Below are 20033 nucleotides of genomic sequence, written 5' to 3' on the forward strand. Positions count from 1 at the left end.
GACTCGCAAGAGCCGGGGCTTTTTGTTGGTGCGCTACAACGGCTTAGCCGTTGAACACATCATCCACGCTTTGCAGCGGGTAGTTTTTCGGATACGGCAGGGTGGCCACACCGGTCTCGATCGCAGCTTTGGCCACGGCGTCGGAGATCACGGTGATCAGGCGCTTGTCCATTGGTTTCGGAATGATGTACTCACGACCGAATTCCAGCTTGGCGCCACCGTAGGCATCGCACACGTCCTGAGGCACCGGCAGCTTGGCCAGTTCACGCAGGGCGTTGGCGGCCGCCACTTTCATTTCTTCGTTGATGCGCTTGGCGCGAACGTCCAGGGCACCGCGGAAGATGAACGGGAAGCCCAGCACGTTGTTGACCTGGTTCGGGTAGTCCGAACGGCCGGTCGCCATGATCACGTCGTCGCGGGTGGCGTGTGCCAGTTCCGGCGCGATTTCTGGGTCCGGGTTGGAGCAGGCGAACACGATCGGGTTGGCTGCCATGGCCTTCAGGCCTTCAGCGCTCAGCAGGTTCGGACCGGACAGGCCGACGAATACGTCGGCACCGTCGAGGGCCTCAGCCAGGGTGCGCTTGGAGGACGGATGCGCAAACATCGCCTTGTACTGGTTCAGGTCGGTACGCTCGGACTGGATCACGCCCTTGCTGTCGACCATGTAGATGTTTTCCAGCTTGGCGCCCATGCTGACGATCAGCTTCATGCACGAGATGGCCGCAGCGCCAGCGCCCAGGCAGACGATCTTGGCGTCAGCCAGGGTTTTGCCAGCGATTTCCAGGGCGTTGATCATGCCGGCCGCGGTAACGATCGCGGTGCCGTGCTGGTCATCGTGGAATACCGGAATGTCGCACTGTTCGATCAGAGCCTTTTCGATCTCGAAGCACTCAGGTGCCTTGATGTCTTCCAGGTTGATGCCACCGAAGGTGATGGAAATGCGCTTGACGGTGTCGATGAAAGCCTGCGGGCTCTCGGAATCGACTTCGATGTCGAACACATCGATGCCGGCAAAGCGCTTGAACAGCACGCCTTTACCTTCCATGACTGGCTTGGAAGCCAATGGGCCGAGGTTACCCAGGCCAAGAATCGCGGTGCCATCGGAAATCACTGCAACCAGGTTGCCTTTGCCGGTGTATTTGTACGCCAACTCAGGGTCACGGGCGATTTCACGGACGGGCTCGGCAACGCCAGGGCTGTAGGCCAGCGACAGGTCGCGAGCGGTGGCAGTGGCTTTGGTGAGCTCTACACTCAGCTTTCCTGGACGAGGAAGGGCATGATATTCGAGAGCGGCAGTTTTCAAATCAGACATATCGGCATTCCGCTTTTACTGTTGGTCGACGGACCGCCGAGGATACTCGTGTCGTAAAGCCCCTACAAGACTGGGCAGTCACCGGTGTCAAGCGCCGTACACTACGACTTTCGGCCAAGAGCCACGGGACACAAGGGCTCAACTGTTCACAATCGACTTAAAAAATGTCTACAATTTTTCCTCGAGTGTCGATTTCAACCACTGCAACTGCGCTGGAGTGCCTGCTTAGCCGAGCAAAGCCTGATGACCGAGGCCGGCCTGGGCTGCCGCCAGCCAAATCGCGGGCACAAAAAAGGCGCCCGCAAGGGGCGCCTTTTTCAACAGCTGGCAAAAGCCCATAGGGCCTTTGAGCCTTACTCTGCTGGAGTAGCAGGCTTCTTGCCGAAAGCACCAAAGCGATCTGCGAAGCGCTGTACACGGCCGCCAGTGTCCAGAGTTTTCTGCTTACCGGTGTAGAACGGGTGGCACTCGTTGCATACGTCAGTGCCCAGTGGCTTGCACAGGTTCGAACGGGTTTCGAACTTGTTGCCGCAGCTGCAGGTGACTTCGATGGTTTCGTACGCTGGATGGATACCGGCTTTCATGGTGACTTCCTCAGGCTAGCGTGCCGCCACTCGACACCATTGTCGAATACCGCACGTAATTAGGCCGCGGATTCTACCAGACCTTTTTAAACGCGCAAGCGCCGCTCTGCATCGATTCAGCACACCAAAGCCCCTTTCATCCGAAAACCGCGGCATACCCAACGCATCCCTCGTCTGCTAGGCTCCCGCCCTTCGTCATCACCCTCCTTTATAGAGAACCCCTGCGTGCCCGACGCCATTTTGCGCCTAGCCCTGCCCTCGCCCCTGCGCCGCCTGTTCGACTACCGGGCCCCGGCCGGCGTGCTGCGGGCGCAGTTGCAGCCAGGCATGCGGGTGCGGGTGCCGTTCGGGCGCAGGGAAATGATCGGCATCCTGGTGGAAGTGGCCGATCACAGTGAAGTGCCAGCGGAAAAGCTCAAGCCGGCCGTGGCCATCCTCGACACCACGCCGCCGCTGCCGCCGGCGTTGTTCAAGCTGTGCCTGTGGACCGCCCAGTATTACCAGCACAGCCTGGGCGACACCTTGAGCTGGGCGCTGCCGGTGCTGCTGCGCCAGGGCGAGCTGGCCGAAGCGCGCCAGGAACGCTTCTGGTCGACGGTGCCCGGCGCGCGTCTCGACGACCCGCGCATCGCCCGCGCCCCGCGTCAGCGTGACGCCCTGGCGACACTGGCGCAGCATCCCCATGGCGTGGCCCACCAGCTCTTGAGCAAGCTGATGCTGAGCAAAGACAGCCTCGACCTGCTGCTCGCCAAAGGCCTGGTGCAGGTCGAGATCCGCAAGCACGCCCCGGACCCGCGCCATGAACACTGGCTGGCCCAACCGGAATTGCCGCTGAACCCCGAGCAACGTGCGGCCTATGAAGCCATTCGCGCAGGTTTTGACTGCTTTCACGCGTTCCTGCTGGCCGGCGTGACCGGCAGCGGCAAGACCGAAGTCTATCTGCAGTTGATCCGCGAAACCCTGCAAGCGGGCAAACAGGCGCTGGTGCTGATCCCCGAGATCAACCTCGGCCCGCAGACCCTGGCGCGTTTCGAGCAGCGTTTCAACGCACGCATCGCCCTGGTGCATTCGGCGGTCAACGACCGTGAACGCCTGGAATCGTGGCTGGCGGCGCGGGACGGCGAGGCCGACATTATTATCGGCACCCGCTCGGCGCTGTTCACCCCGATGAAAAATCCCGGGCTGATCATCATCGACGAAGAACACGACGGTTCGTACAAACAGCAGGAAGGCCTGCGCTACCACGCCCGCGACCTGGCCCTGGTGCGGGCGCGTCAGGAAGACATTCCGATCGTGCTGGGTTCGGCCACGCCGTCCCTGGAAAGCCTGCATAACGCCTACACCGGCCGCTATGGCCTGCTGCGCCTGAATGAGCGCGCAGGCGGCGCCAAGCAACCGCGCTTCCTACGCCTGGATGTAAAAAGCCGGCCATTGGACAGCGGTATTTCCGGGCCGATGCAACAAGCCATCGGCCAGACCCTCGCCGCCGGCCAGCAAGTCCTGGTGTTTCTCAACCGTCGCGGCTTCGCGCCGACCTTGCTGTGCCATGACTGCGGCTGGATGTCCGAATGCGAACGCTGCGATGCGCGCATGACCGTACACCAGCGCCATGGCGAGTTGCGCTGCCATCACTGCGGCCATGTGGAACGAGTACCGCGCCATTGCCCGCAATGCGGCAAAGTCGACCTGCGACCGGTCGGCGCGGGCACCGAACGCGCCGAAGAACGTCTGGGCATCCTGTTCCCGGACTACCCGGTGCTGCGGGTCGATCGCGACAGCACCTCGCGCAAGGACGCGATGAACCAGCTGTTCGCCACCATCCAGAAGGGCCAGCCGTGCATCCTGGTAGGCACGCAGATGCTGGCCAAGGGGCATCACTTCCCACGGGTGACCCTGGTGTCGATCCTGGATGCCGACGGCGGCTTGTTCTCCGGCGACTTCCGCGCCAGCGAGCGCATGGCGCAGTTGATCGTGCAGGTCGCCGGCCGTGCCGGGCGCGCCGAAGAGCCGGGCAAGGTGATCATCCAGACCCACCTGGCCGACCATCCGCTGCTGATCCAACTGACCGAACAAGGTTATTTCGCGTTTGCCGAGCAGGCCTTGAGCGAACGCCGCGCCGCCGGCCTGCCGCCTTTTGCCCACCTCGCGCTGCTGCGCGCCGAGGCGCACAAGCCAGGGCAGGCGGAAGGTTTTCTCGATGAAGCCTGCAGCGCCGCCGAGCGCCTGCTCGGCGAGTTAGGCCTGAGCGGCATCGAATTGCTCGGCCCGGTGCCCGCGCCCATGGAACGCCGCGCCGGACGCTACCGCGCTCAGCTACTCTTGCAGGCAACGTCCCGCGCACCGCTGCATCGGCTGTTAAGTAGCTGGTTACTTGCGCTGGAGCAAATGCCCAGCGGTCGCCAGGTGCGATGGTCGTTGGATGTGGACCCGGTCGATTTGTACTAGCCCTGTAGGAGCGAGCTTGCTCGCGAAAACCCCGAGAGCGCCACGTAAACCCGAATATCCGCGTTATCGTTGACGATTTTCGCGAGCAAGCTCGCTCCTACAAGTGGGCAGGATGCCCTTAAAAAGCCCCGCAGGTCTGGAACGGTTGGCAAGCCCGCCCTCGCCACGGATAATGCCCAGTTTTTCCACCTGCGCATCGCGCGCCACCGCTTGCGGTCGAAAGAGAACACCATGAAAGACACCATTCGCCAGCTGATCCAACAAGCCCTCACCCAACTCGTCAACGAAGGTGTGTTGCCTGAAGGCCTGACGCCGGCGATCCAGGTGGAAAACACCCGCGACAAGACCCACGGTGACTTCGCCAGCAACATCGCGATGATGCTGGCCAAGCCGGCCGGCATGAAGCCGCGCGACCTGGCGGAGAAAATTATCGCCGCGCTGCCGGCCGACCCGCAGGTGAGCAAGGCCGAAATCGCCGGCCCGGGCTTTATCAATGTCTTCCAGAACACCGAGGCCCTGGCTTCGCGCCTGGACGCGGCGCTGGCCGATGCCAAAATCGGCGTGCGCAAGGCCGGCCCTGCCGAGCGCGTGGCCATCGACCTGTCGGCGCCCAACCTGGCCAAAGAGATGCACGTCGGCCACCTGCGCTCGACCATCATCGGCGACGGCGTGGCGCGGGTGCTGGAGTTTCTCGGCGACACCGTGATCCGTCAGAACCACGTCGGTGACTGGGGCACCCAGTTCGGCATGCTGATGGCCTACCTGCAGGAAAACCCGATCACCAGCAACGAGCTGTCGGACCTGGAAAACTTCTACCGCGCCGCGAAGAAGCGTTTCGACGAATCCGAAGCGTTCGCCGACCGCGCCCGTGGCCTGGTGGTCAAGCTGCAAGCCGGCGACACGGAATGCCTGGAGCTGTGGTCGCGTTTTCGCGATATCTCGCTGGCCCACTGCCAGCACATCTACGAACTGCTCAACGTCAAGTTGACCATGGCCGACGTCATGGGCGAAAGCGCCTACAACGACGACCTGATCAACGTGGTCAACGACCTCAAGGCCAAAGGCCTGCTGGTGGAAAGCAACGGCGCGCAGTGCGTGTTCCTCGAAGAATTCAAGACCGCCGAGGGCGAGCCGCTGCCGGTGATCATCGTCAAGGCCGATGGCGGCTACCTCTACGCCACCACCGACCTGGCCGCCGTGCGCTACCGCAGCGGCGTGCTCAAGGCGGATCGCGCGTTGTATTTCGTCGACCAGCGCCAGGCCCTGCACTTCCAGCAGGTGTTCGAAGTGGCGCGCCGCGCCGGTTTCGTCACGCACCCGATGCACATGGAACACATGGGCTTCGGCACCATGAACGGCGCCGACGGCCGCCCGTTCAAGACCCGCGACGGCGGCACCGTGAAGCTGATCGACCTGCTGAACGAAGCCCAGGAACGTGCCTACAACCTGGTGAAGGAAAAGAACCCGGAGCTGGCGGACGCCGACCTGCGCAACATTGCCCGCGTGGTGGGCATTGGCGCGGTGAAATACGCCGACCTGTCCAAGCACCGCACCAGCGACTACAGCTTCAACTTCGAGCTGATGCTCAACTTCGAAGGCAACACCGCGCCGTACCTGCTGTACGCCTACACCCGCGTGGCCGGGGTGTTCCGCAAGCTGGGCAAGGACTTCAGCGAAGTGCAAGGGCAGATCGTATTGCAAGCGCCCCAGGAACAGGAACTGGGCGCCAAGCTGGCGCAATTCGGCGAAGTGCTGAACAGCGTCGGCGAGAAAGGCACGCCGCACATCCTCTGCACCTACCTGTACGAAGTCGCCGGGCTGTTCTCCAGCTTCTACGAGAACTGCCCGATCCTCACCGCCGACGACGAAGCCCACAAGCAGAGTCGCCTGCGCCTCGCCGCACTGGCTGGACGGACCCTCAAGCAAGGCCTGGAACTGTTGGGCCTGGAAACTCTGGAGCGTATGTAAGTTGGCTGCCAAGAAAAAACCTACACCCAAGCGCGGCGCCAGCCGCTACCAGGCACCGGCGAAGAAGCCCATTCCGGGCTGGTTGTGGATGGCCATCGGCCTCACGGTCGGCGCGTTTATCGTATTCCTGATGAAGCTGGACCCCGGCCAGGGCGATGACGTCAAACGGGTCAAACAGGAGCAGCAAAAAGCCACGAAAATGGCCGAGGCCAACAAGACCGCGCCAAGCCCGACCGCGCCGGTGAAGCCCAAGTACGACTTCTACACCCTGCTGCCGGAATCGGAAGTGATCGTGCCGCCCGACGCCGTGCCGGAGAAAACCCTGCCGACGCCGCAAGTACCGACCACGCCGGTCACTCCGGCGGAAGCGGCCAAAATCGACACGGCACGGGCCCAGGCCGCGCTGGCCGGGATCACCCCGCCGCCACCGCCGCCGGTTGCGACCACCAAGGCCGCGCCGGTGACCAAGTTCTTCCTGCAGGCGGGCTCGTTCCCGAAACAGGCGGACGCCGATCGCGTGCGTGCACAGATCATCCTGCTGGGCCAGGCGGTCACGGTGGAGTCCGGCACGGTGAAGGAGGCAACGTGGTATCGAGTGTTGGTGGGCCCGTTCAGCAACCGCGAGCAACTGACCGTGGCGCAGAAACAATTGGCCGGCGCGGGCTTTAGCAACCTGTTGTTACAACAGCGCCAGAGCCGCTGACCTAAAGCCAACACCAATCAAAATGTGGGAGGGGCGGTGCGACGATTCGACTTGCCCCCGATAGCGGTAGATCAGTCAATATTTTCGGCGACTGATACACCGCGATCGGGGGCAAGCCCCCTCCCACATTGGTTTTAGGCGGTTCTCGAAAGGGTGTCAGACCAATAGACACCATTCGTCCGTACCAACCTCCCAAGGTTGAAATCATCCCCGCTACCCCCATATCAGTTCCCACCAGGGCATTTTCGCCCCGCTGCGTGGAGACTCTCCCCTTGACCACCATCGTTTCAGTACGTCGCCACGGCAAAGTCGTCATGGGCGGCGACGGCCAGGTTTCCCTTGGCAATACCGTGATGAAAGGCAACGCGAAGAAAGTGCGTCGCCTGTACCACGGCCAGGTGCTCGCAGGCTTTGCCGGCGCCACCGCAGACGCCTTCACCCTGTTCGAACGTTTCGAAGGCCAACTGGAAAAACACCAGGGCCACCTGGTTCGCGCCGCCGTCGAACTCGCCAAAGAATGGCGTACCGACCGCTCCCTCAGCCGCCTCGAAGCCATGCTGGCCGTTGCCAACAAAGACGCGTCGCTGATCATCACCGGTAACGGCGATGTGGTTGAGCCTGAACACGGCCTGATCGCCATGGGCTCCGGCGGTGGCTATGCCCAAGCGGCAGCCAGCGCACTGTTGAAGAAAACCGACCTGTCGGCCCGCGAAATCGTCGAAACCGCCCTGGGTATCGCTGGCGATATCTGCGTGTTCACCAACCACAACTTCACCATTGAGGAGCAGGACCTCGCCGAGTAAGCCGTAGGCTTATTCCCGCTTGAGGACCGCCAAACATTATGTCCATGACTCCCCGCGAAATCGTCCATGAACTCAATCGCCATATCATCGGCCAGGACGATGCCAAGCGCGCCGTTGCCATCGCGCTGCGTAACCGCTGGCGCCGGATGCAACTGCCGGAAGAACTGCGCGTTGAAGTAACGCCCAAGAACATCCTGATGATCGGCCCGACCGGCGTCGGTAAAACCGAAATCGCCCGGCGCCTGGCCAAGTTGGCCAATGCCCCGTTCATCAAGGTCGAAGCGACCAAGTTCACCGAAGTCGGCTACGTGGGCCGCGACGTCGAGTCGATCATTCGTGACCTGACCGACGCTGCCTTGAAGCTGCTGCGCGAACAGGAAATGACCAAGGTCAGCCACCGCGCCGAAGACGCCGCCGAAGAACGTATCCTCGACGCCCTGCTGCCACCGGCGCGCATGGGTTTCAACGAAGACGCCGCGCCAGCCTCGGACTCCAACACTCGCCAGCTGTTCCGCAAACGCCTGCGTGAAGGCCAGCTGGATGACAAGGAAATCGAGATCGAAGTCGCCGAAATGTCCGGCGTCGACATCTCCGCGCCGCCCGGCATGGAAGAAATGACCAGCCAGCTGCAGAACCTGTTCGCCAACATGGGCAAGGGCAAGAAGAAAAGCCGCAAGCTCAAGGTCAAGGAAGCGCTGAAACTGGTGCGCGACGAAGAAGCCGGGCGCCTGGTGAACGAGGAAGAACTCAAGGCCAAGGCCCTGGAAGCGGTCGAGCAGCATGGCATCGTGTTTATCGATGAGATCGACAAGGTGGCCAAGCGCGGTAACTCCGGTGGCGTCGACGTGTCCCGCGAGGGCGTACAGCGCGACCTGCTGCCGCTGATCGAAGGCTGCACCGTCAACACCAAGCTGGGCATGGTCAAGACCGACCACATCCTGTTTATCGCCTCCGGTGCGTTCCACCTGAGCAAGCCAAGCGACCTGGTGCCGGAGCTGCAAGGCCGCCTGCCGATTCGCGTGGAGCTCAAGGCGCTGACCCCGGGCGACTTCGAACGCATCCTCAGCGAGCCGCATGCCTCGCTCACCGAGCAATACCGCGAGCTGCTGAAAACCGAAGGCCTCGCCATCGAGTTCCTGCCGGACGGCATCAAGCGCCTGGCGGAAATCGCCTGGCAGGTCAACGAGAAGACCGAGAACATCGGCGCCCGTCGCCTGCACACCTTGCTGGAGCGCCTGCTCGAGGAAGTGTCGTTCAGCGCCGGCGACCTGGCCGGTGCGCAGAATGGCGAAGCGATCCAGATCGACGCCGCCTACGTCAACAGCCACTTGGGCGAATTGGCGCAGAACGAAGATCTGTCTCGCTATATCCTGTAAGCCTCACACAGCACTGCTTTGCTTCAATGTGAGAGGGGGCTTGCCCCCGATAGCGGTGTGTCAGTCAGCATACATCTGTCTGACCGACCGCCATCGGGGGCAAGCCCCCTCCCACATTTTGAAGCCGGTTTATTCAGGATCTCATCAATGTCGAAATTTCCTACTGCTGTAAACCTGCACAAAACCTCCAACACCCTCGGCCTCACCTACGGGCCCGACGAGGCCTACCAGTTGCCCGCCGAATTCCTACGGGTACATTCGCCTTCCGCCGAAGTCCAGGGCCACGGCAAACCCATCCTGCAATTCGGCAAGCTCAACGTGCGCTTGAACAAGATCGAACCGGCCGGTCAGTACGCACTGAAATTGATCTTCGACGACGGACACGACAGCGGATTGTTCACCTGGGACTACCTCTACCAATTGGCCGTGCGTCAGGATGCGCTGTGGACCGATTACCTCGCCGAACTCAAAGCGGCCGGAAAAACCCGCGACCCGGATCAGTCAGTCGTGCGGCTGATGCTCTAGCCCAGGCTTCTTGCGCTTTAGAGGGCATTTTCTAATTCCATCTGCTTGAATGCCCACTCCTGTGGCCAACGATTGGCCCGCTTGCGAAAAAAATTAAACTCGGGTAACCAATGGAACTGGCAAGTTCCCTGCATTTGACGATGCGGTATCAACGGTCACCCGAGTCGCAGTACCTGGCTTGTGTTGTGTATCGAAACGTGGTGCGCAGCGGTACCCGGTACTCGTCTTTCGGACAATGGAGCGTCGTAGATGAGTAACAAGAATAACGATGACTTGAAACGCCAGGCCTCGGAAAACACCTTGGGGCTGAACCCGATCATCGCGTTACGTAAAAAGGACTTATTGGCCTCAGCGAAGATGGTGCTGAGCCAAGCCATCAGACAACCGTTGCACAGCGTCAAGCATGTTGCCCACTTTGGCGTCGAATTGAAAAATGTGATGTTCGGCAAATCCGCGCTGGTGCCCGAAAGCGATGACCGTCGCTTTCACGACCCGGCCTGGAGCCAGAACCCACTCTACAAGCGTTACCTGCAAACCTACCTGGCGTGGCGCAAGGAACTGCACGACTGGATCGGTGACAGCAACCTGTCGGAACAGGACATCAGCCGCGGTCACTTCGTGATCAACCTGATGACCGAAGCCATGGCCCCCTCCAACACGGCGGCCAACCCGGCGGCGGTCAAGCGCTTCTTTGAAACCGGCGGCAAAAGCCTGCTCGACGGCCTGTCCCACCTGGCCAAGGACATGGTTCACAACGGCGGCATGCCGAGCCAGGTCAACATGGGCGCGTTTGAGGTCGGCAAGTCCCTGGGTACCAGCGAAGGTTCGGTGGTGTTTCGCAATGACGTGCTGGAGCTGATCCAGTACAAGCCGATCACCGAACAGGTCCACGAACGCCCGCTGCTGGTGGTGCCACCGCAGATCAACAAATTCTATGTCTTCGACCTGAGCCCGGATAAGAGCCTGGCGCGCTTCTGCCTGCGCAACGGCCAGCAGACGTTTATCGTCAGTTGGCGCAACCCGACCAAGGCCCAGCGCGAGTGGGGCCTGTCGACCTATATCGAGGCGCTCAAGGAAGCGGTCGATGTGGTCACCGCGATTACCGGCAGCCAAGACATCAACATGCTCGGCGCCTGCTCCGGCGGCATCACCTGCACCGCCCTGCTCGGCCACTACGCGGCGCTGGGGGAGAAGAAGGTCAACGCCCTGACCCTGCTGGTGAGCGTGCTGGACACCACCCTGGACACCCAGGTGGCGCTGTTCGTCGACGAGCAGACGCTGGAAGCGGCCAAGCGCCACTCCTACCAGGCCGGCGTGCTGGAAGGCCGCGACATGGCCAAGGTGTTTGCCTGGATGCGCCCCAACGACCTGATCTGGAACTACTGGGTCAACAACTACCTGCTGGGCAACGAGCCGCCGGTGTTCGACATCCTGTTCTGGAACAACGACACCACGCGCTTGCCGGCGGCATTCCACGGCGACCTGATCGAACTGTTCAAGAACAACCCACTGGTGCGCGCCAATGCCCTGGAAGTGTGCGGCACGCCGATCGACCTCAAGCAGGTCACGGCCGATATCTACTCATTGGCCGGCACCAACGACCACATCACGCCGTGGCAGTCCTGCTACAAGTCGGCGCAGCTGTTTGGCGGCAAGGTGGAGTTTGTGCTGTCGAGCAGCGGGCATATCCAGAGCATCCTCAACCCGCCGGGCAACCCCAAGGCGCGCTACCAGACCAGCGACGGCCTGGCGGGCAAGCCGCTGGAATGGCAGGAAAATGCGACCAAGCACACCGACTCGTGGTGGTTGCATTGGCAGGCGTGGCAGGCGGAGCGGGCGGGCAAGTTGAAGAAGGCACCGACGACATTAGGCAATAAAACCTACGCCGCAGCCGAAGCGGCACCGGGTACCTATGTGCATGAACGCTAGAGCACACTTTTTTGGGATTGAAATGAGATCAAATGTGGGAGGGAGCTTGCTCCCGATAGCGGTGTATCAGTCACCAGATCCATTGACTGACCGAACGTCATCGGGAGCAAGCCCCCTCCCACACTGACCTCACTCGGACTGCAATACTTCACAGGGCTTGAGCATGCCGCAACCGTTCATCTTCCGCACCATCGACCTGGATGGCCAGACCATCCGCACGGCGGTACGCCCGGGCAAGTCGCACTTGACGCCACTGCTGATCTTCAACGGCATCGGCGCCAACCTCGAGCTGGTGTTTCCGTTCGTCCAGGCCCTGGACCCGGACCTGGAAGTGATCGCCTTCGATGTGCCGGGCGTGGGCGGCTCGTCGACACCCAAGCGGCCGTATCGCTTTCCCGGCCTGGCCAAGCTCACCGCGCGTATGCTCGATTACCTGGACTACGGCCAGGTGAATGCGGTGGGCGTGTCCTGGGGCGGCGCGTTGGCGCAGCAGTTTGCCTACGACTACCCGGAGCGCTGCAAGAAGCTGATTCTCGCCGCGACCGCCGCCGGTGCGGTGATGGTGCCGGGCAAGCCGAAAGTGCTGTGGCTGATGGCGAGCCCGCGGCGCTATATCCAGCCGTCTCACGTGGTGCGTATTGCACCGATGATTTATGGCGGTTCGTTCCGCCGCGATTCGAACCTGGCCGCCGAACACGCGAGCAAAGTGCGCTCGGCCGGCAAGCTGGGTTACTACTGGCAACTGTTCGCCGGGCTGGGCTGGACCAGCATCCACTGGCTGCACAAGATCCGTCAGCCGACCCTGGTGCTGGCCGGGGACGACGACCCGCTGATCCCGCTGATCAACATGCGGATGCTCGCCTGGCGCATTCCCAACGCACAGCTGCACATCATCGATGATGGCCACCTGTTCCTGATCACTCGCGCCGAAGCCGTGGCGCCGATCATCATGAAATTTCTCGAGGAGGAGCGCCTGCGGGCGGTGATTCATCCCCGTCCGGCGGTGTAAGGACCACACCGCCGCGCAACTTGCCGAGAACCGACTATGGTTCTGAATTGGCGTGCCTGTTGATGACTTGACGAAGGAGTGTTGGCTCATGCGAGAACGACCCGTGACGAACCCGGCGCCCACCCCTGCCGCGTTCATCAATGCGCAAAATGCGATCACCGGCCTGCGCGGCCGGGACTTGCTGTCGACCCTGCGCAGCGTCGCCGCCCACGGCTTGCGCAACCCGGTGCATACCGCTCGTCATGCCCTGGCCCTGGGCGGTCAACTGGGGCGCGTGCTGCTGGGCGAAACCGTGCATGAACCCAACCCCCACGACAGCCGCTTCATCGACCCGACCTGGGCCCTCAACCCGCTGTACCGGCGCAGCCTGCAGGCGTACCTGAGCTGGCAGAAGCAAACCCGCAGCTGGATCGATGACAGCACCCTGAGCGCCGATGACCGCGCCCGCGCGCACTTCGCGTTCACCCTGATCAACGATGCGGTATCGCCCTCCAACACCTTGCTCAACCCGCTGGCCATCAAGGAACTGCTCAACTCCGGCGGTAACAGCGTGGTGCGCGGCGTGAGCAACCTGTTCGAAGACATGCTGCACAACAACGGCCTGCCGCGCCAGGTCAGCAAGCACGCCTTTGAAGTGGGCAAGACCGTCGCCACCACGCCAGGCTCGGTGGTGTTTCGCAATGAGCTGCTGGAGCTGATCCAGTACAAGCCCATGAGCGAAAAGCAGTACGCCAAGCCCCTGTTGATCGTGCCGCCGCAAATCAACAAGTACTACATCTTCGACCTGAGCCCGGCCAACAGCTTCGTGCAGTACGCCCTGAAAAACAGCCTGCAGACCTTCATCGTCAGCTGGCGCAACCCGGATGTGCGCCACCGCGAATGGGGCCTGTCCACCTACGTGGCCGCGCTGGAGGAAGCACTCAACGTCTGCCGCGCAATCACCGGCGCCCGCGAGGTCAACCTGATGGGCGCCTGCGCCGGCGGCCTGACCATCGCCGCGCTGCAAGGCCACCTGCAAGCCAAGCGCCAGTTGCGCCGCGTCGCCAGCGCCAGCTATCTGGTGAGCCTGCTCGACAGCCAGATCGACAGCCCCGCCACCCTGTTCGCCGACGAGCAAACCCTGGAAGCCGCCAAGCGCCGCTCCTACCAGCAAGGCGTGCTGGACGGTCGCGACATGGCCAAGGTATTTGCCTGGATGCGCCCCAACGACCTGATCTGGAACTACTGGATCAACAACTACCTGCTGGGCAAGGAACCGCCGGCCTTCGACATCCTGTACTGGAACAACGACAACACGCGCCTGCCCGCCGCCCTGCATGGCGACCTGCTGGACTTCTTCAAACACAACCCGCTGAGCCGTCCCGGTGGCCTGGAAGTGTGCGGCACGCCCATCGACTTGCAGAAGGTCACGGTGGACAGCTTCAGCGTGGCCGGGATCAACGACCACATCACGCCATGGGACGCGGTGTACCGCTCCACGCAGTTGCTGGGCGGCGAGCGGCGCTTCGTGCTGTCCAACAGCGGGCATATCCAGAGCATCCTCAACCCGCCGGGCAACCCCAAGGCCAACTACGTCGAGAACCTCAAGCTGAGCAGCGACCCACGCGCCTGGTACTACGACGCCAGCCACGTCGAAGGCAGCTGGTGGCCCGAGTGGCTGGCGTGGATTCAAGCGCGCTCGGGCGTACAACGCGAAACCCTCACCGCCCTGGGCAACCAGAATTACCCACCGATGGAAGCAGCGCCAGGCACATACGTGCGGGTCCGCTGAGCTCAACGATCCTATTTAAGAAGACCGGATGAAAACCCGCGACCGTATCCTTGAATGTGCCCTGCTGTTGTTCAACCACAAGGGCGAACCGAACGTGTCGACCATGGAGGTGGCCAATGAAATGGGGATCAGCCCCGGCAATCTCTACTACCACTTCCATGGCAAGGAACCGCTGGTGCTCGGGCTGTTCGAGCGTTTCCAGAGTGAGCTGGCGCCCCTGCTCGACCCACCGCCGGGCGCGCAACTGGAGGCCCAGGATTACTGGCTGTTCCTGCACCTGATCGTCGAGCGCATGGCCCATTACCGGTTCCTGTTCCAGGACCTGTCGAACCTGGCGGGGCGCCTGCCGAAACTGGCAAGGGGCATTCGCCACCTGCTCACGGCGCTCAAGCGCACCCTGGCGTCATTACTCGCACGGCTGCAGGCGGCGGGGCAGTTGGTCAGCAGCACCCAGGCGCTGGGCCAATTGGTGGAGCAGATCACCATGACCCTGCTGTTTTCCCTGGACTACCAACGCATTCTCGACCGTGAAGGCGAGGTGCAGGTGGTGGTCTACCAGATCATGATGCTCGTCGCGCCGCACCTGTTGCCAGCGGCGCGGGAAACCACGGAGCGCCTGGCGCTGCGCTATATGGACGATCCGGGTTAAACGTGTGCCTTACAGGCACTGCGCGAGAACCGTGCGGCAATCGAATGGACTGACCGATCATAAAAACGCCCGACCTTCACAGGCCGGGCGCTTTTTCAGGTGCCCCGAAAAGATCAGGACTGACTGGATGGCGTCGGGGTTACCGATGCGGCAGTCGGTGCAGGCGCAGCGGTCGGCGCGGCTGCCGAGTTGGCGCTGGAAGCGGCGAGTGCCGCAGGCGCAGGCTTGGCGGCCACGGCCGGCTTCGCTGCTGCGGGCTTTTTCGCGGCTACCGGCTTCTTCGCGGCGGCAGGTTTGGCCGCTGCAGGTTTGGCGGCGACCGCTTTAGCGGCGGGTTTGGCAGCAGGCTTGGCAGCGGCTTTAGCGGCCACTGGTTTAGCGGCTGGCTTGGCCGCAGGTTTGGCCGCTGCAACTTTCGCCGCTGGCTTGGCCGCAGGTTTAGCCACGGCTTTGGCTGGCGCTTTGGCCGCAGGTTTGGCAGCCGGCTTGGCGGCGGCTTTGACCAGTGGCTTGGCGGTCGTTTTCGCAGCCGGTTTGGCGGCAGCGGTTTTAGCGGCAGGCTTGGACGCAGCAGCCTTCACCGGGGTGACTTTGGCACCGGTGAGTTTTTCGATTTGCTTGGTCAGGGTCTCGACCTTGCTGTGCAGTGCTTTCACTTCAGCACGGCTGGGTACGCCCAGTCGCGAAATCGCACTGTTAAGGCGCTTGTCGAAAGTTTCTTCCAACTTGTTCCAAGTCTCGGAAATGCTCGACTTGGCGGAACCGGCGCTGGCCTTGGCCGCATCGACTTTTTTACCCACGGTGCTTTTGGTCAACTTCTCGGCCTTCTCGCCGTCTTTAACCAACGTCTCGAAGAGTTTGCTGCCGTCACTGTCGATCTTCGAGTAAACGCCTAAACCAGCCAGCCAGATCTTGCGGGAATATTCTTCAACTTTCCCGACCCACGAGCTGCCTTCTTTCTGAGTAGTCTTTTTAACAGCCATCCCGATGTCTCCTTAGTGTTTACGCGCGACACGTTCGAGCAATGCCGTCAGCTCTTCGAGCTTAGCAGAGAGTGTCTCCACGTCATGTTTAGACGCAATGCCGATTCGATTCAAGGCACTTGCAACACGAGTGTCAAAAGCTTTTTCAACTTTATCCAGTTGAACTTCAACCCGGCCTTTGACGCTGGAGAGATTACTCTTTACTTGGTCAATCTGACTGTTGGCAGCATCAAGTTGTTCAACGGCAACTTTTTTACCTTTACTTTCAACATGTTGCCCAGTCTTTACCAGCTCTTTGAAGTACGCGCCGCCCTCGTTTCCGACCCTGGCATAGGCACCCAGGCCTGCCAGCCAGATCTTGCGGGCATAGGTTTTAACCTCGTCCAGGGCGTGGCTCGGGGCGTCGATTTTTTTCTTCAGGGTAACTTTGGCCATGGTGCACCTCACGCAAAAAGGGTGGAGGAACGGCCCGCAGAAGTTGAGGGCTTGGGCACAAAGTAGGCAGAAAAATTAGAATCGGCACCCTAACAACAGTCGGATCAGGCCAAGGCTTTATCCAGGGCTTTCTCGATTTCAGTCTTGATGGTGCCACTCATGGCCGACATCAGCAGGCCCAGTTCCACATCGATACGCAACAGATCAGCGGCGACCTGCACCGTGCCTTTAACCCCCGAACGCTTGAGGTTCAACGTATCGCCAGACCACGAAGGCTCCAGGCCATATTGATCCTGGAGTTTCTGTGCCAGCTTCTCGGCCTTCGCCCGTGCGCCTTCTTTACCCAGGGTGTGTGCACGTTCAACAGTGATACGGGCCATTGCAACGACTCCTCTTTATAACGACTTGAACACCTGCCATGCGGCAAAAGGTCTCGGTGAGCACCTATCTTACCTTCAGCCTTGCCAAGACAAAGCAGGCCTTGGGGATTATCATGTCCCGCATTCTCTTTTGGTGACAGCGATATGACTGATCAGCGCAAAGGCAGCGATGCCGAACCCACCACTCACTTCGGCTTCAAGAACGTCCCGGAAAGCCAGAAAGCGCAGAAAGTCGCTGAAGTGTTCCACTCCGTTGCGGCCAAGTACGACCTGATGAACGACGTGCTGTCCGGCGGCATGCACCGCCTGTGGAAGCGCTTCACCATCGAACTGTCGGGCGTGCGTACCGGCAACCGCGTGCTGGACATCGCCGGCGGCACGGGCGACTTGGCGGCCAAGTTCTCCAAGCTGGTCGGCCCGACCGGCCAGGTGGTGCTGGCGGATATCAACGGCTCGATGCTCAAGGTCGGCCGCGATCGCCTGCTCGACAAAGGCGTGGCCGGCAATATCGAATTCGTCCAGGCCGATGCGGAGAAGCTGCCGTTCCCCGACAACCATTTCGACTGCGTGACCATCGCCTTCGGCCTGCGCAACGTGACCCACAAGGAAGACGCGATCCGCTCGATGCTGCGCGTGCTCAAGCCCGGTGGCCGGCTGTTGGTGCTGGAGTTCTCCAAGCCGACCAACGCATTGATGTCCAAGGTCTACGACACCTACTCGTTCGCCTTCATGCCGTTGATGGGCAAGCTGATCACCAACGACGCCGAGAGCTATCGCTACCTGGCCGAATCGATCCGCATGCACCCCGACCAGGAAACCCTGAAGTCGATGATGGTGGACGCCGGTTTCGACCGCGTGACCTACCACAACATGACCTCGGGCATCGTCGCCCTGCACCGCGGCATCAAGCCCTGATGCTGTTCCAAGGCCTGCTCGCCAGCGTCGAACACGGCGTCAACCGCGTGCTGCGCCTGGACAGCACCGCCCTGGCGCGGCTGGCGCACTTGAACGGCAAGATCATCGCCGTCGATTGCACGAGCCCCGCCTTGCAGCTGTTTATCCTGCCCAGCGACGAAGGCCTGTTGCTCGCGACCCATTGGGCCGCCGAGGCCGACTGCACCCTGCGTGCGCCGGCCTCGAGCCTGTTGCACCTGGCGCTGAGCCGCAACAAGACCGCCATCCTCCACGGCCCCGAAGTGGCGCTGGAAGGCGACAGCGCGGTGCTGATGGACCTGGCCGCCGTGCTGCAGGACCTGGAACTGGACTGGGAATACGAACTGTCGCGCTGGATCGGCCCCGTGCCCACCCAGTTGATCAGCGGCCACCTGCGCAGTCGCACGCGCTGGTACCAGCAGGGGTTCGCCAGCCTCAACCAGAACCTCGCCGAATACCTGAGCGAAGAATCGCGCACCCTGGTCGGACAACGGGAAGCGCAAGCGCGCTTTCGTGAACTCGACAAGGCCAAAATCGACCTGGAACGCCTTGAGGCCCGCTTCGAGCGCCTGAGCCGTTCCCTTGATCCAAGCGATAACGCATGAAGCTGCTCGCCGTCCGCCGTTTGTTCCGTATCCAGCGCGTCGTAATCCGCTACCGCCTCGATGACCTGCTGTTCGCCCTGCCGTTGCCGTGGTTCCTGCTTGCCGTGCGCTATGTGCTGCCGTGGCGCTGGTTCCCGCGCAAGCCGCTGGACCTGAGCCGTGGCGCGCGCCTGCGCCTGGCCTTGCAGGATCTGGGGCCGATCTTTATCAAGTTCGGGCAGATCCTCTCGACCCGTCGCGACCTGCTGCCCGAAGACATCGCCGACGAACTGATGCTGCTGCAAGACCGCGTGCCGCCGTTCGATTCGCAGCAGTCGATGAAGCTGATCGAAGAGCAGTTGGGCCGGAAGATCAGCGACGTGTTCAGCCGTTTCGACGTCGAGCCCCTGGCCTCGGCCTCGGTGGCGCAAGTGCATGCGGCGCAGCTCAAGACCGGCGAAGAAGTGGTGGTGAAGGTGATTCGCCCGGGCCTCAAGCCGATCATCGGCCAAGACCTGGCGTGGCTGTTCATTCTCGCCCGCGCCGCCGAACGCTTCTCCGCCGACGCGCGCCTGTTGCACCCGGTGGACGTGGTCGCCGACTACGAAAAAACCATCTACGACGAACTCGACCTGCTGCGCGAAGCGGCCAACGCCAGCCAGCTCAAGCGCAACTTTGAAGGCTCACCGCTGCTATATGTGCCGCAAGTGTACTGGGACTGGTGCCGCCCTAAAGTGTTGGTGATGGAGCGCATCTACGGCGTGCAGGTCACCGACCTCGCGACCCTGGCCGACCAGCGCACCAACATGAAGATGCTCGCCGAGCGCGGCGTGGAGATCTTCTTCACCCAGGTGTTCCGCGACAGTTTCTTCCACGCCGACATGCACCCCGGCAATATCTTCGTCAGCACCCTCAACCCGTGGAGCCCGCAGTACATTGCGATCGACTGCGGCATCGTCGGCAGCCTGACCCCGGAAGACCAGGACTACCTGGCGCGCAACCTGTTCGCCTTCTTCAAGCGCGATTACCGCCGCGTGGCGCAGTTGCACATCGATTCGGGTTGGGTGCCGGCGGAAACCAAGCTCAACGAATTCGAAGCGGCGATCCGCACCGTGTGCGAGCCGATCTTCGAAAAGCCGCTGAAAGACATTTCCTTCGGCCAGGTGCTGATGCGCCTGTTCCAGACCGCGCGGCGCTTCAATATGGAAGTGCAGCCGCAGTTGGTGCTGCTGCAGAAAACCCTGCTGAACATTGAAGGCCTGGGCCGCCAGCTGTACCCCGACCTCGACCTGTGGAACACCGCCCAGCCGTTCCTCGAACGCTGGATGCGCGAGCGGGTCAGCCCGAAAACCCTGCTGGGCAACCTGCAGAGCCAGGTGGAGCAACTGCCGCACCTGGCCAACATGACCCGCGACCTGCTGGAACGCATGTCCCAGCCCCACGCCAAAGACCCGACGCCGCCGTGGCACACGCGCAAGGACGACTGGTTCCTGCGCCTGCTGGGCGCCGCGCATCTGGTCGGCGGGGTGATGCTGGCCATCGGCGGGCCGCTGAATCAACTGGGCCACTGGCCGGCCGGCATCATGGTCGCCGTGGGTGTTTATCTGATCGTGCGTCGGTAGCCAATCCGGTTATACACTGTCG

The 20033-nt window shown here is 61.9% G+C and carries 18 protein-coding genes and 1 pseudogene; 13 read left to right on the forward strand and 6 right to left on the reverse strand.

Annotated elements, in window-relative coordinates:
• Window positions 1-43: 43 nt before the first annotated feature.
• The 3 genes and pseudogenes from NR164_RS07840 to rpmE all read right to left on the reverse strand — a co-directional run bounded on the left by NR164_RS07840 (window position 44) and on the right by rpmE (window position 1896).
• Window positions 44-1312, reverse strand: coding sequence for a malic enzyme-like NAD(P)-binding protein (locus NR164_RS07840; protein WP_017849864.1), 1269 nt, complete (start codon window positions 1310-1312; stop codon window positions 44-46).
• Between the two features lie 255 nt (window positions 1313-1567).
• Window positions 1568-1651, reverse strand: a pseudogene (locus NR164_RS07845) (thermonuclease family protein); the annotation flags it as partial.
• Between the two features lie 14 nt (window positions 1652-1665).
• Window positions 1666-1896, reverse strand: a complete 231-nt coding sequence (gene rpmE / locus NR164_RS07850) for a 50S ribosomal protein L31 (RefSeq protein WP_017849866.1) — start codon at window positions 1894-1896, stop codon at window positions 1666-1668.
• A 225-nt stretch (window positions 1897-2121) separates the two neighbouring features.
• Here rpmE and NR164_RS07855 point away from each other — a divergent pair, with 225 nt between their 5' ends.
• The 10 genes from NR164_RS07855 (at window position 2122) to NR164_RS07900 (ending at window position 15074) form a co-directional block, all read left to right on the forward strand.
• A complete protein-coding gene (locus NR164_RS07855) occupies window positions 2122-4341 on the forward strand; it encodes a primosomal protein N' (RefSeq protein ID WP_017849867.1) in 2220 nt (739 codons plus the stop codon).
• 231 nt (window positions 4342-4572) lie between these two features.
• Complete coding sequence (gene argS, locus NR164_RS07860) at window positions 4573-6309, forward strand: arginine--tRNA ligase (RefSeq protein WP_057003632.1); 1737 nt, start codon at window positions 4573-4575, stop codon at window positions 6307-6309.
• 1 nt (window position 6310) lies between these two features.
• Window positions 6311-7012 carry an SPOR domain-containing protein gene (locus NR164_RS07865; protein ID WP_256822580.1) on the forward strand — a complete coding sequence of 234 codons (702 nt, stop codon included), beginning with the start codon at window positions 6311-6313 and terminating at the stop codon, window positions 7010-7012.
• A gap of 272 nt (window positions 7013-7284) precedes the next feature.
• On the forward strand, window positions 7285-7815 hold the full coding sequence (hslV, locus tag NR164_RS07870; protein WP_010563201.1) for an ATP-dependent protease subunit HslV: 531 nt from the start codon (window positions 7285-7287) through the stop codon (window positions 7813-7815).
• Between the two features lie 38 nt (window positions 7816-7853).
• Window positions 7854-9191, forward strand: a complete 1338-nt coding sequence (hslU, locus tag NR164_RS07875; RefSeq protein WP_256822581.1) for an ATP-dependent protease ATPase subunit HslU — start codon at window positions 7854-7856, stop codon at window positions 9189-9191.
• 147 nt (window positions 9192-9338) lie between these two features.
• Window positions 9339-9716 (forward strand): gamma-butyrobetaine hydroxylase-like domain-containing protein, encoded by a 378-nt coding sequence (locus NR164_RS07880; protein ID WP_017849872.1) that lies wholly within the window; start codon window positions 9339-9341, stop codon window positions 9714-9716.
• Between the two features lie 249 nt (window positions 9717-9965).
• On the forward strand, window positions 9966-11645 hold the full coding sequence (phaC, locus tag NR164_RS07885) for a class II poly(R)-hydroxyalkanoic acid synthase (RefSeq protein ID WP_017849873.1): 1680 nt from the start codon (window positions 9966-9968) through the stop codon (window positions 11643-11645).
• A 163-nt stretch (window positions 11646-11808) separates the two neighbouring features.
• Window positions 11809-12654 carry a poly(3-hydroxyalkanoate) depolymerase gene (gene phaZ, locus NR164_RS07890; RefSeq protein WP_017849874.1) on the forward strand — a complete coding sequence of 282 codons (846 nt, stop codon included), beginning with the start codon at window positions 11809-11811 and terminating at the stop codon, window positions 12652-12654.
• An 88-nt stretch (window positions 12655-12742) separates the two neighbouring features.
• Entirely contained in the window at window positions 12743-14425 is a 1683-nt protein-coding gene (phaC, locus tag NR164_RS07895) for a class II poly(R)-hydroxyalkanoic acid synthase (RefSeq protein ID WP_079442680.1), read from the forward strand.
• Window positions 14426-14453: 28 nt separating this feature from the next.
• Entirely contained in the window at window positions 14454-15074 is a 621-nt protein-coding gene (locus NR164_RS07900) for a TetR/AcrR family transcriptional regulator (RefSeq protein ID WP_017849876.1), read from the forward strand.
• 113 nt (window positions 15075-15187) lie between these two features.
• On the opposite strand, the gene NR164_RS07905 is transcribed toward NR164_RS07900, so the two are convergent.
• The 3 genes from NR164_RS07905 to NR164_RS07915 form a co-directional block, all read right to left on the reverse strand.
• Complete coding sequence (locus NR164_RS07905) at window positions 15188-16057, reverse strand: phasin family protein (RefSeq protein ID WP_079442679.1); 870 nt, start codon at window positions 16055-16057, stop codon at window positions 15188-15190.
• A 12-nt stretch (window positions 16058-16069) separates the two neighbouring features.
• Window positions 16070-16492 (reverse strand): phasin family protein, encoded by a 423-nt coding sequence (locus NR164_RS07910; RefSeq protein WP_046384976.1) that lies wholly within the window; start codon window positions 16490-16492, stop codon window positions 16070-16072.
• 104 nt (window positions 16493-16596) lie between these two features.
• On the reverse strand, window positions 16597-16872 hold the full coding sequence (locus NR164_RS07915) for a polyhydroxyalkanoic acid system family protein (RefSeq protein WP_017849879.1): 276 nt from the start codon (window positions 16870-16872) through the stop codon (window positions 16597-16599).
• A gap of 144 nt (window positions 16873-17016) precedes the next feature.
• Between NR164_RS07915 and ubiE the strand changes: the two genes are divergently transcribed.
• The 3 genes from ubiE to ubiB are packed head-to-tail and all read left to right on the forward strand — an operon-like array spanning window position 17017 to window position 20011.
• Window positions 17017-17787 (forward strand): bifunctional demethylmenaquinone methyltransferase/2-methoxy-6-polyprenyl-1,4-benzoquinol methylase UbiE, encoded by a 771-nt coding sequence (gene ubiE, locus NR164_RS07920; RefSeq protein WP_017849881.1) that lies wholly within the window; start codon window positions 17017-17019, stop codon window positions 17785-17787.
• On the forward strand, window positions 17787-18410 hold the full coding sequence (locus NR164_RS07925) for an SCP2 domain-containing protein (RefSeq protein WP_017849882.1): 624 nt from the start codon (window positions 17787-17789) through the stop codon (window positions 18408-18410). The genes ubiE and NR164_RS07925 overlap by 1 nt, the downstream gene beginning before the upstream one ends.
• Window positions 18407-20011: a ubiquinone biosynthesis regulatory protein kinase UbiB gene (gene ubiB, locus NR164_RS07930; protein ID WP_017849883.1), complete on the forward strand. Its 1605-nt coding sequence runs from the start codon at window positions 18407-18409 to the stop codon at window positions 20009-20011. Before NR164_RS07925 ends, ubiB begins: the two co-directional genes overlap by 4 nt.
• The last annotated feature ends 22 nt before the right edge of the window (window positions 20012-20033 follow it).

Source organism: Pseudomonas sp. Pse79, assembly GCF_024519615.1.
GTDB classification, from domain to species: Bacteria; Pseudomonadota; Gammaproteobacteria; order Pseudomonadales; family Pseudomonadaceae; genus Aquipseudomonas; species Aquipseudomonas veronii.

Bases quoted from the DNA above. Each gene is read 5' to 3' on its own strand.
- NR164_RS07840 (WP_017849864.1), bottom strand. From the start codon at position 1,312: ATGTCTGATTTGAAAACTGCCGCTCTCGAATATCATGCCCTTCCTCGT.
- rpmE (WP_017849866.1), bottom strand. From the start codon at position 1,896: ATGAAAGCCGGTATCCATCCAGCGTACGAAACCATCGAAGTCACCTGC.
- argS (WP_057003632.1), top strand. From the start codon at position 4,573: ATGAAAGACACCATTCGCCAGCTGATCCAACAAGCCCTCACCCAACTC.
- hslU (WP_256822581.1), top strand. From the start codon at position 7,854: ATGTCCATGACTCCCCGCGAAATCGTCCATGAACTCAATCGCCATATC.
- NR164_RS07880 (WP_017849872.1), top strand. From the start codon at position 9,339: ATGTCGAAATTTCCTACTGCTGTAAACCTGCACAAAACCTCCAACACC.
- phaC (WP_017849873.1), top strand. From the start codon at position 9,966: ATGAGTAACAAGAATAACGATGACTTGAAACGCCAGGCCTCGGAAAAC.
- phaZ (WP_017849874.1), top strand. From the start codon at position 11,809: ATGCCGCAACCGTTCATCTTCCGCACCATCGACCTGGATGGCCAGACC.
- phaC (WP_079442680.1), top strand. From the start codon at position 12,743: ATGCGAGAACGACCCGTGACGAACCCGGCGCCCACCCCTGCCGCGTTC.
- NR164_RS07900 (WP_017849876.1), top strand. From the start codon at position 14,454: ATGAAAACCCGCGACCGTATCCTTGAATGTGCCCTGCTGTTGTTCAAC.
- NR164_RS07905 (WP_079442679.1), bottom strand. From the start codon at position 16,057: ATGGCTGTTAAAAAGACTACTCAGAAAGAAGGCAGCTCGTGGGTCGGG.
- NR164_RS07910 (WP_046384976.1), bottom strand. From the start codon at position 16,492: ATGGCCAAAGTTACCCTGAAGAAAAAAATCGACGCCCCGAGCCACGCC.
- NR164_RS07915 (WP_017849879.1), bottom strand. From the start codon at position 16,872: ATGGCCCGTATCACTGTTGAACGTGCACACACCCTGGGTAAAGAAGGC.
- ubiE (WP_017849881.1), top strand. From the start codon at position 17,017: ATGACTGATCAGCGCAAAGGCAGCGATGCCGAACCCACCACTCACTTC.
- NR164_RS07925 (WP_017849882.1), top strand. From the start codon at position 17,787: ATGCTGTTCCAAGGCCTGCTCGCCAGCGTCGAACACGGCGTCAACCGC.
- ubiB (WP_017849883.1), top strand. From the start codon at position 18,407: ATGAAGCTGCTCGCCGTCCGCCGTTTGTTCCGTATCCAGCGCGTCGTA.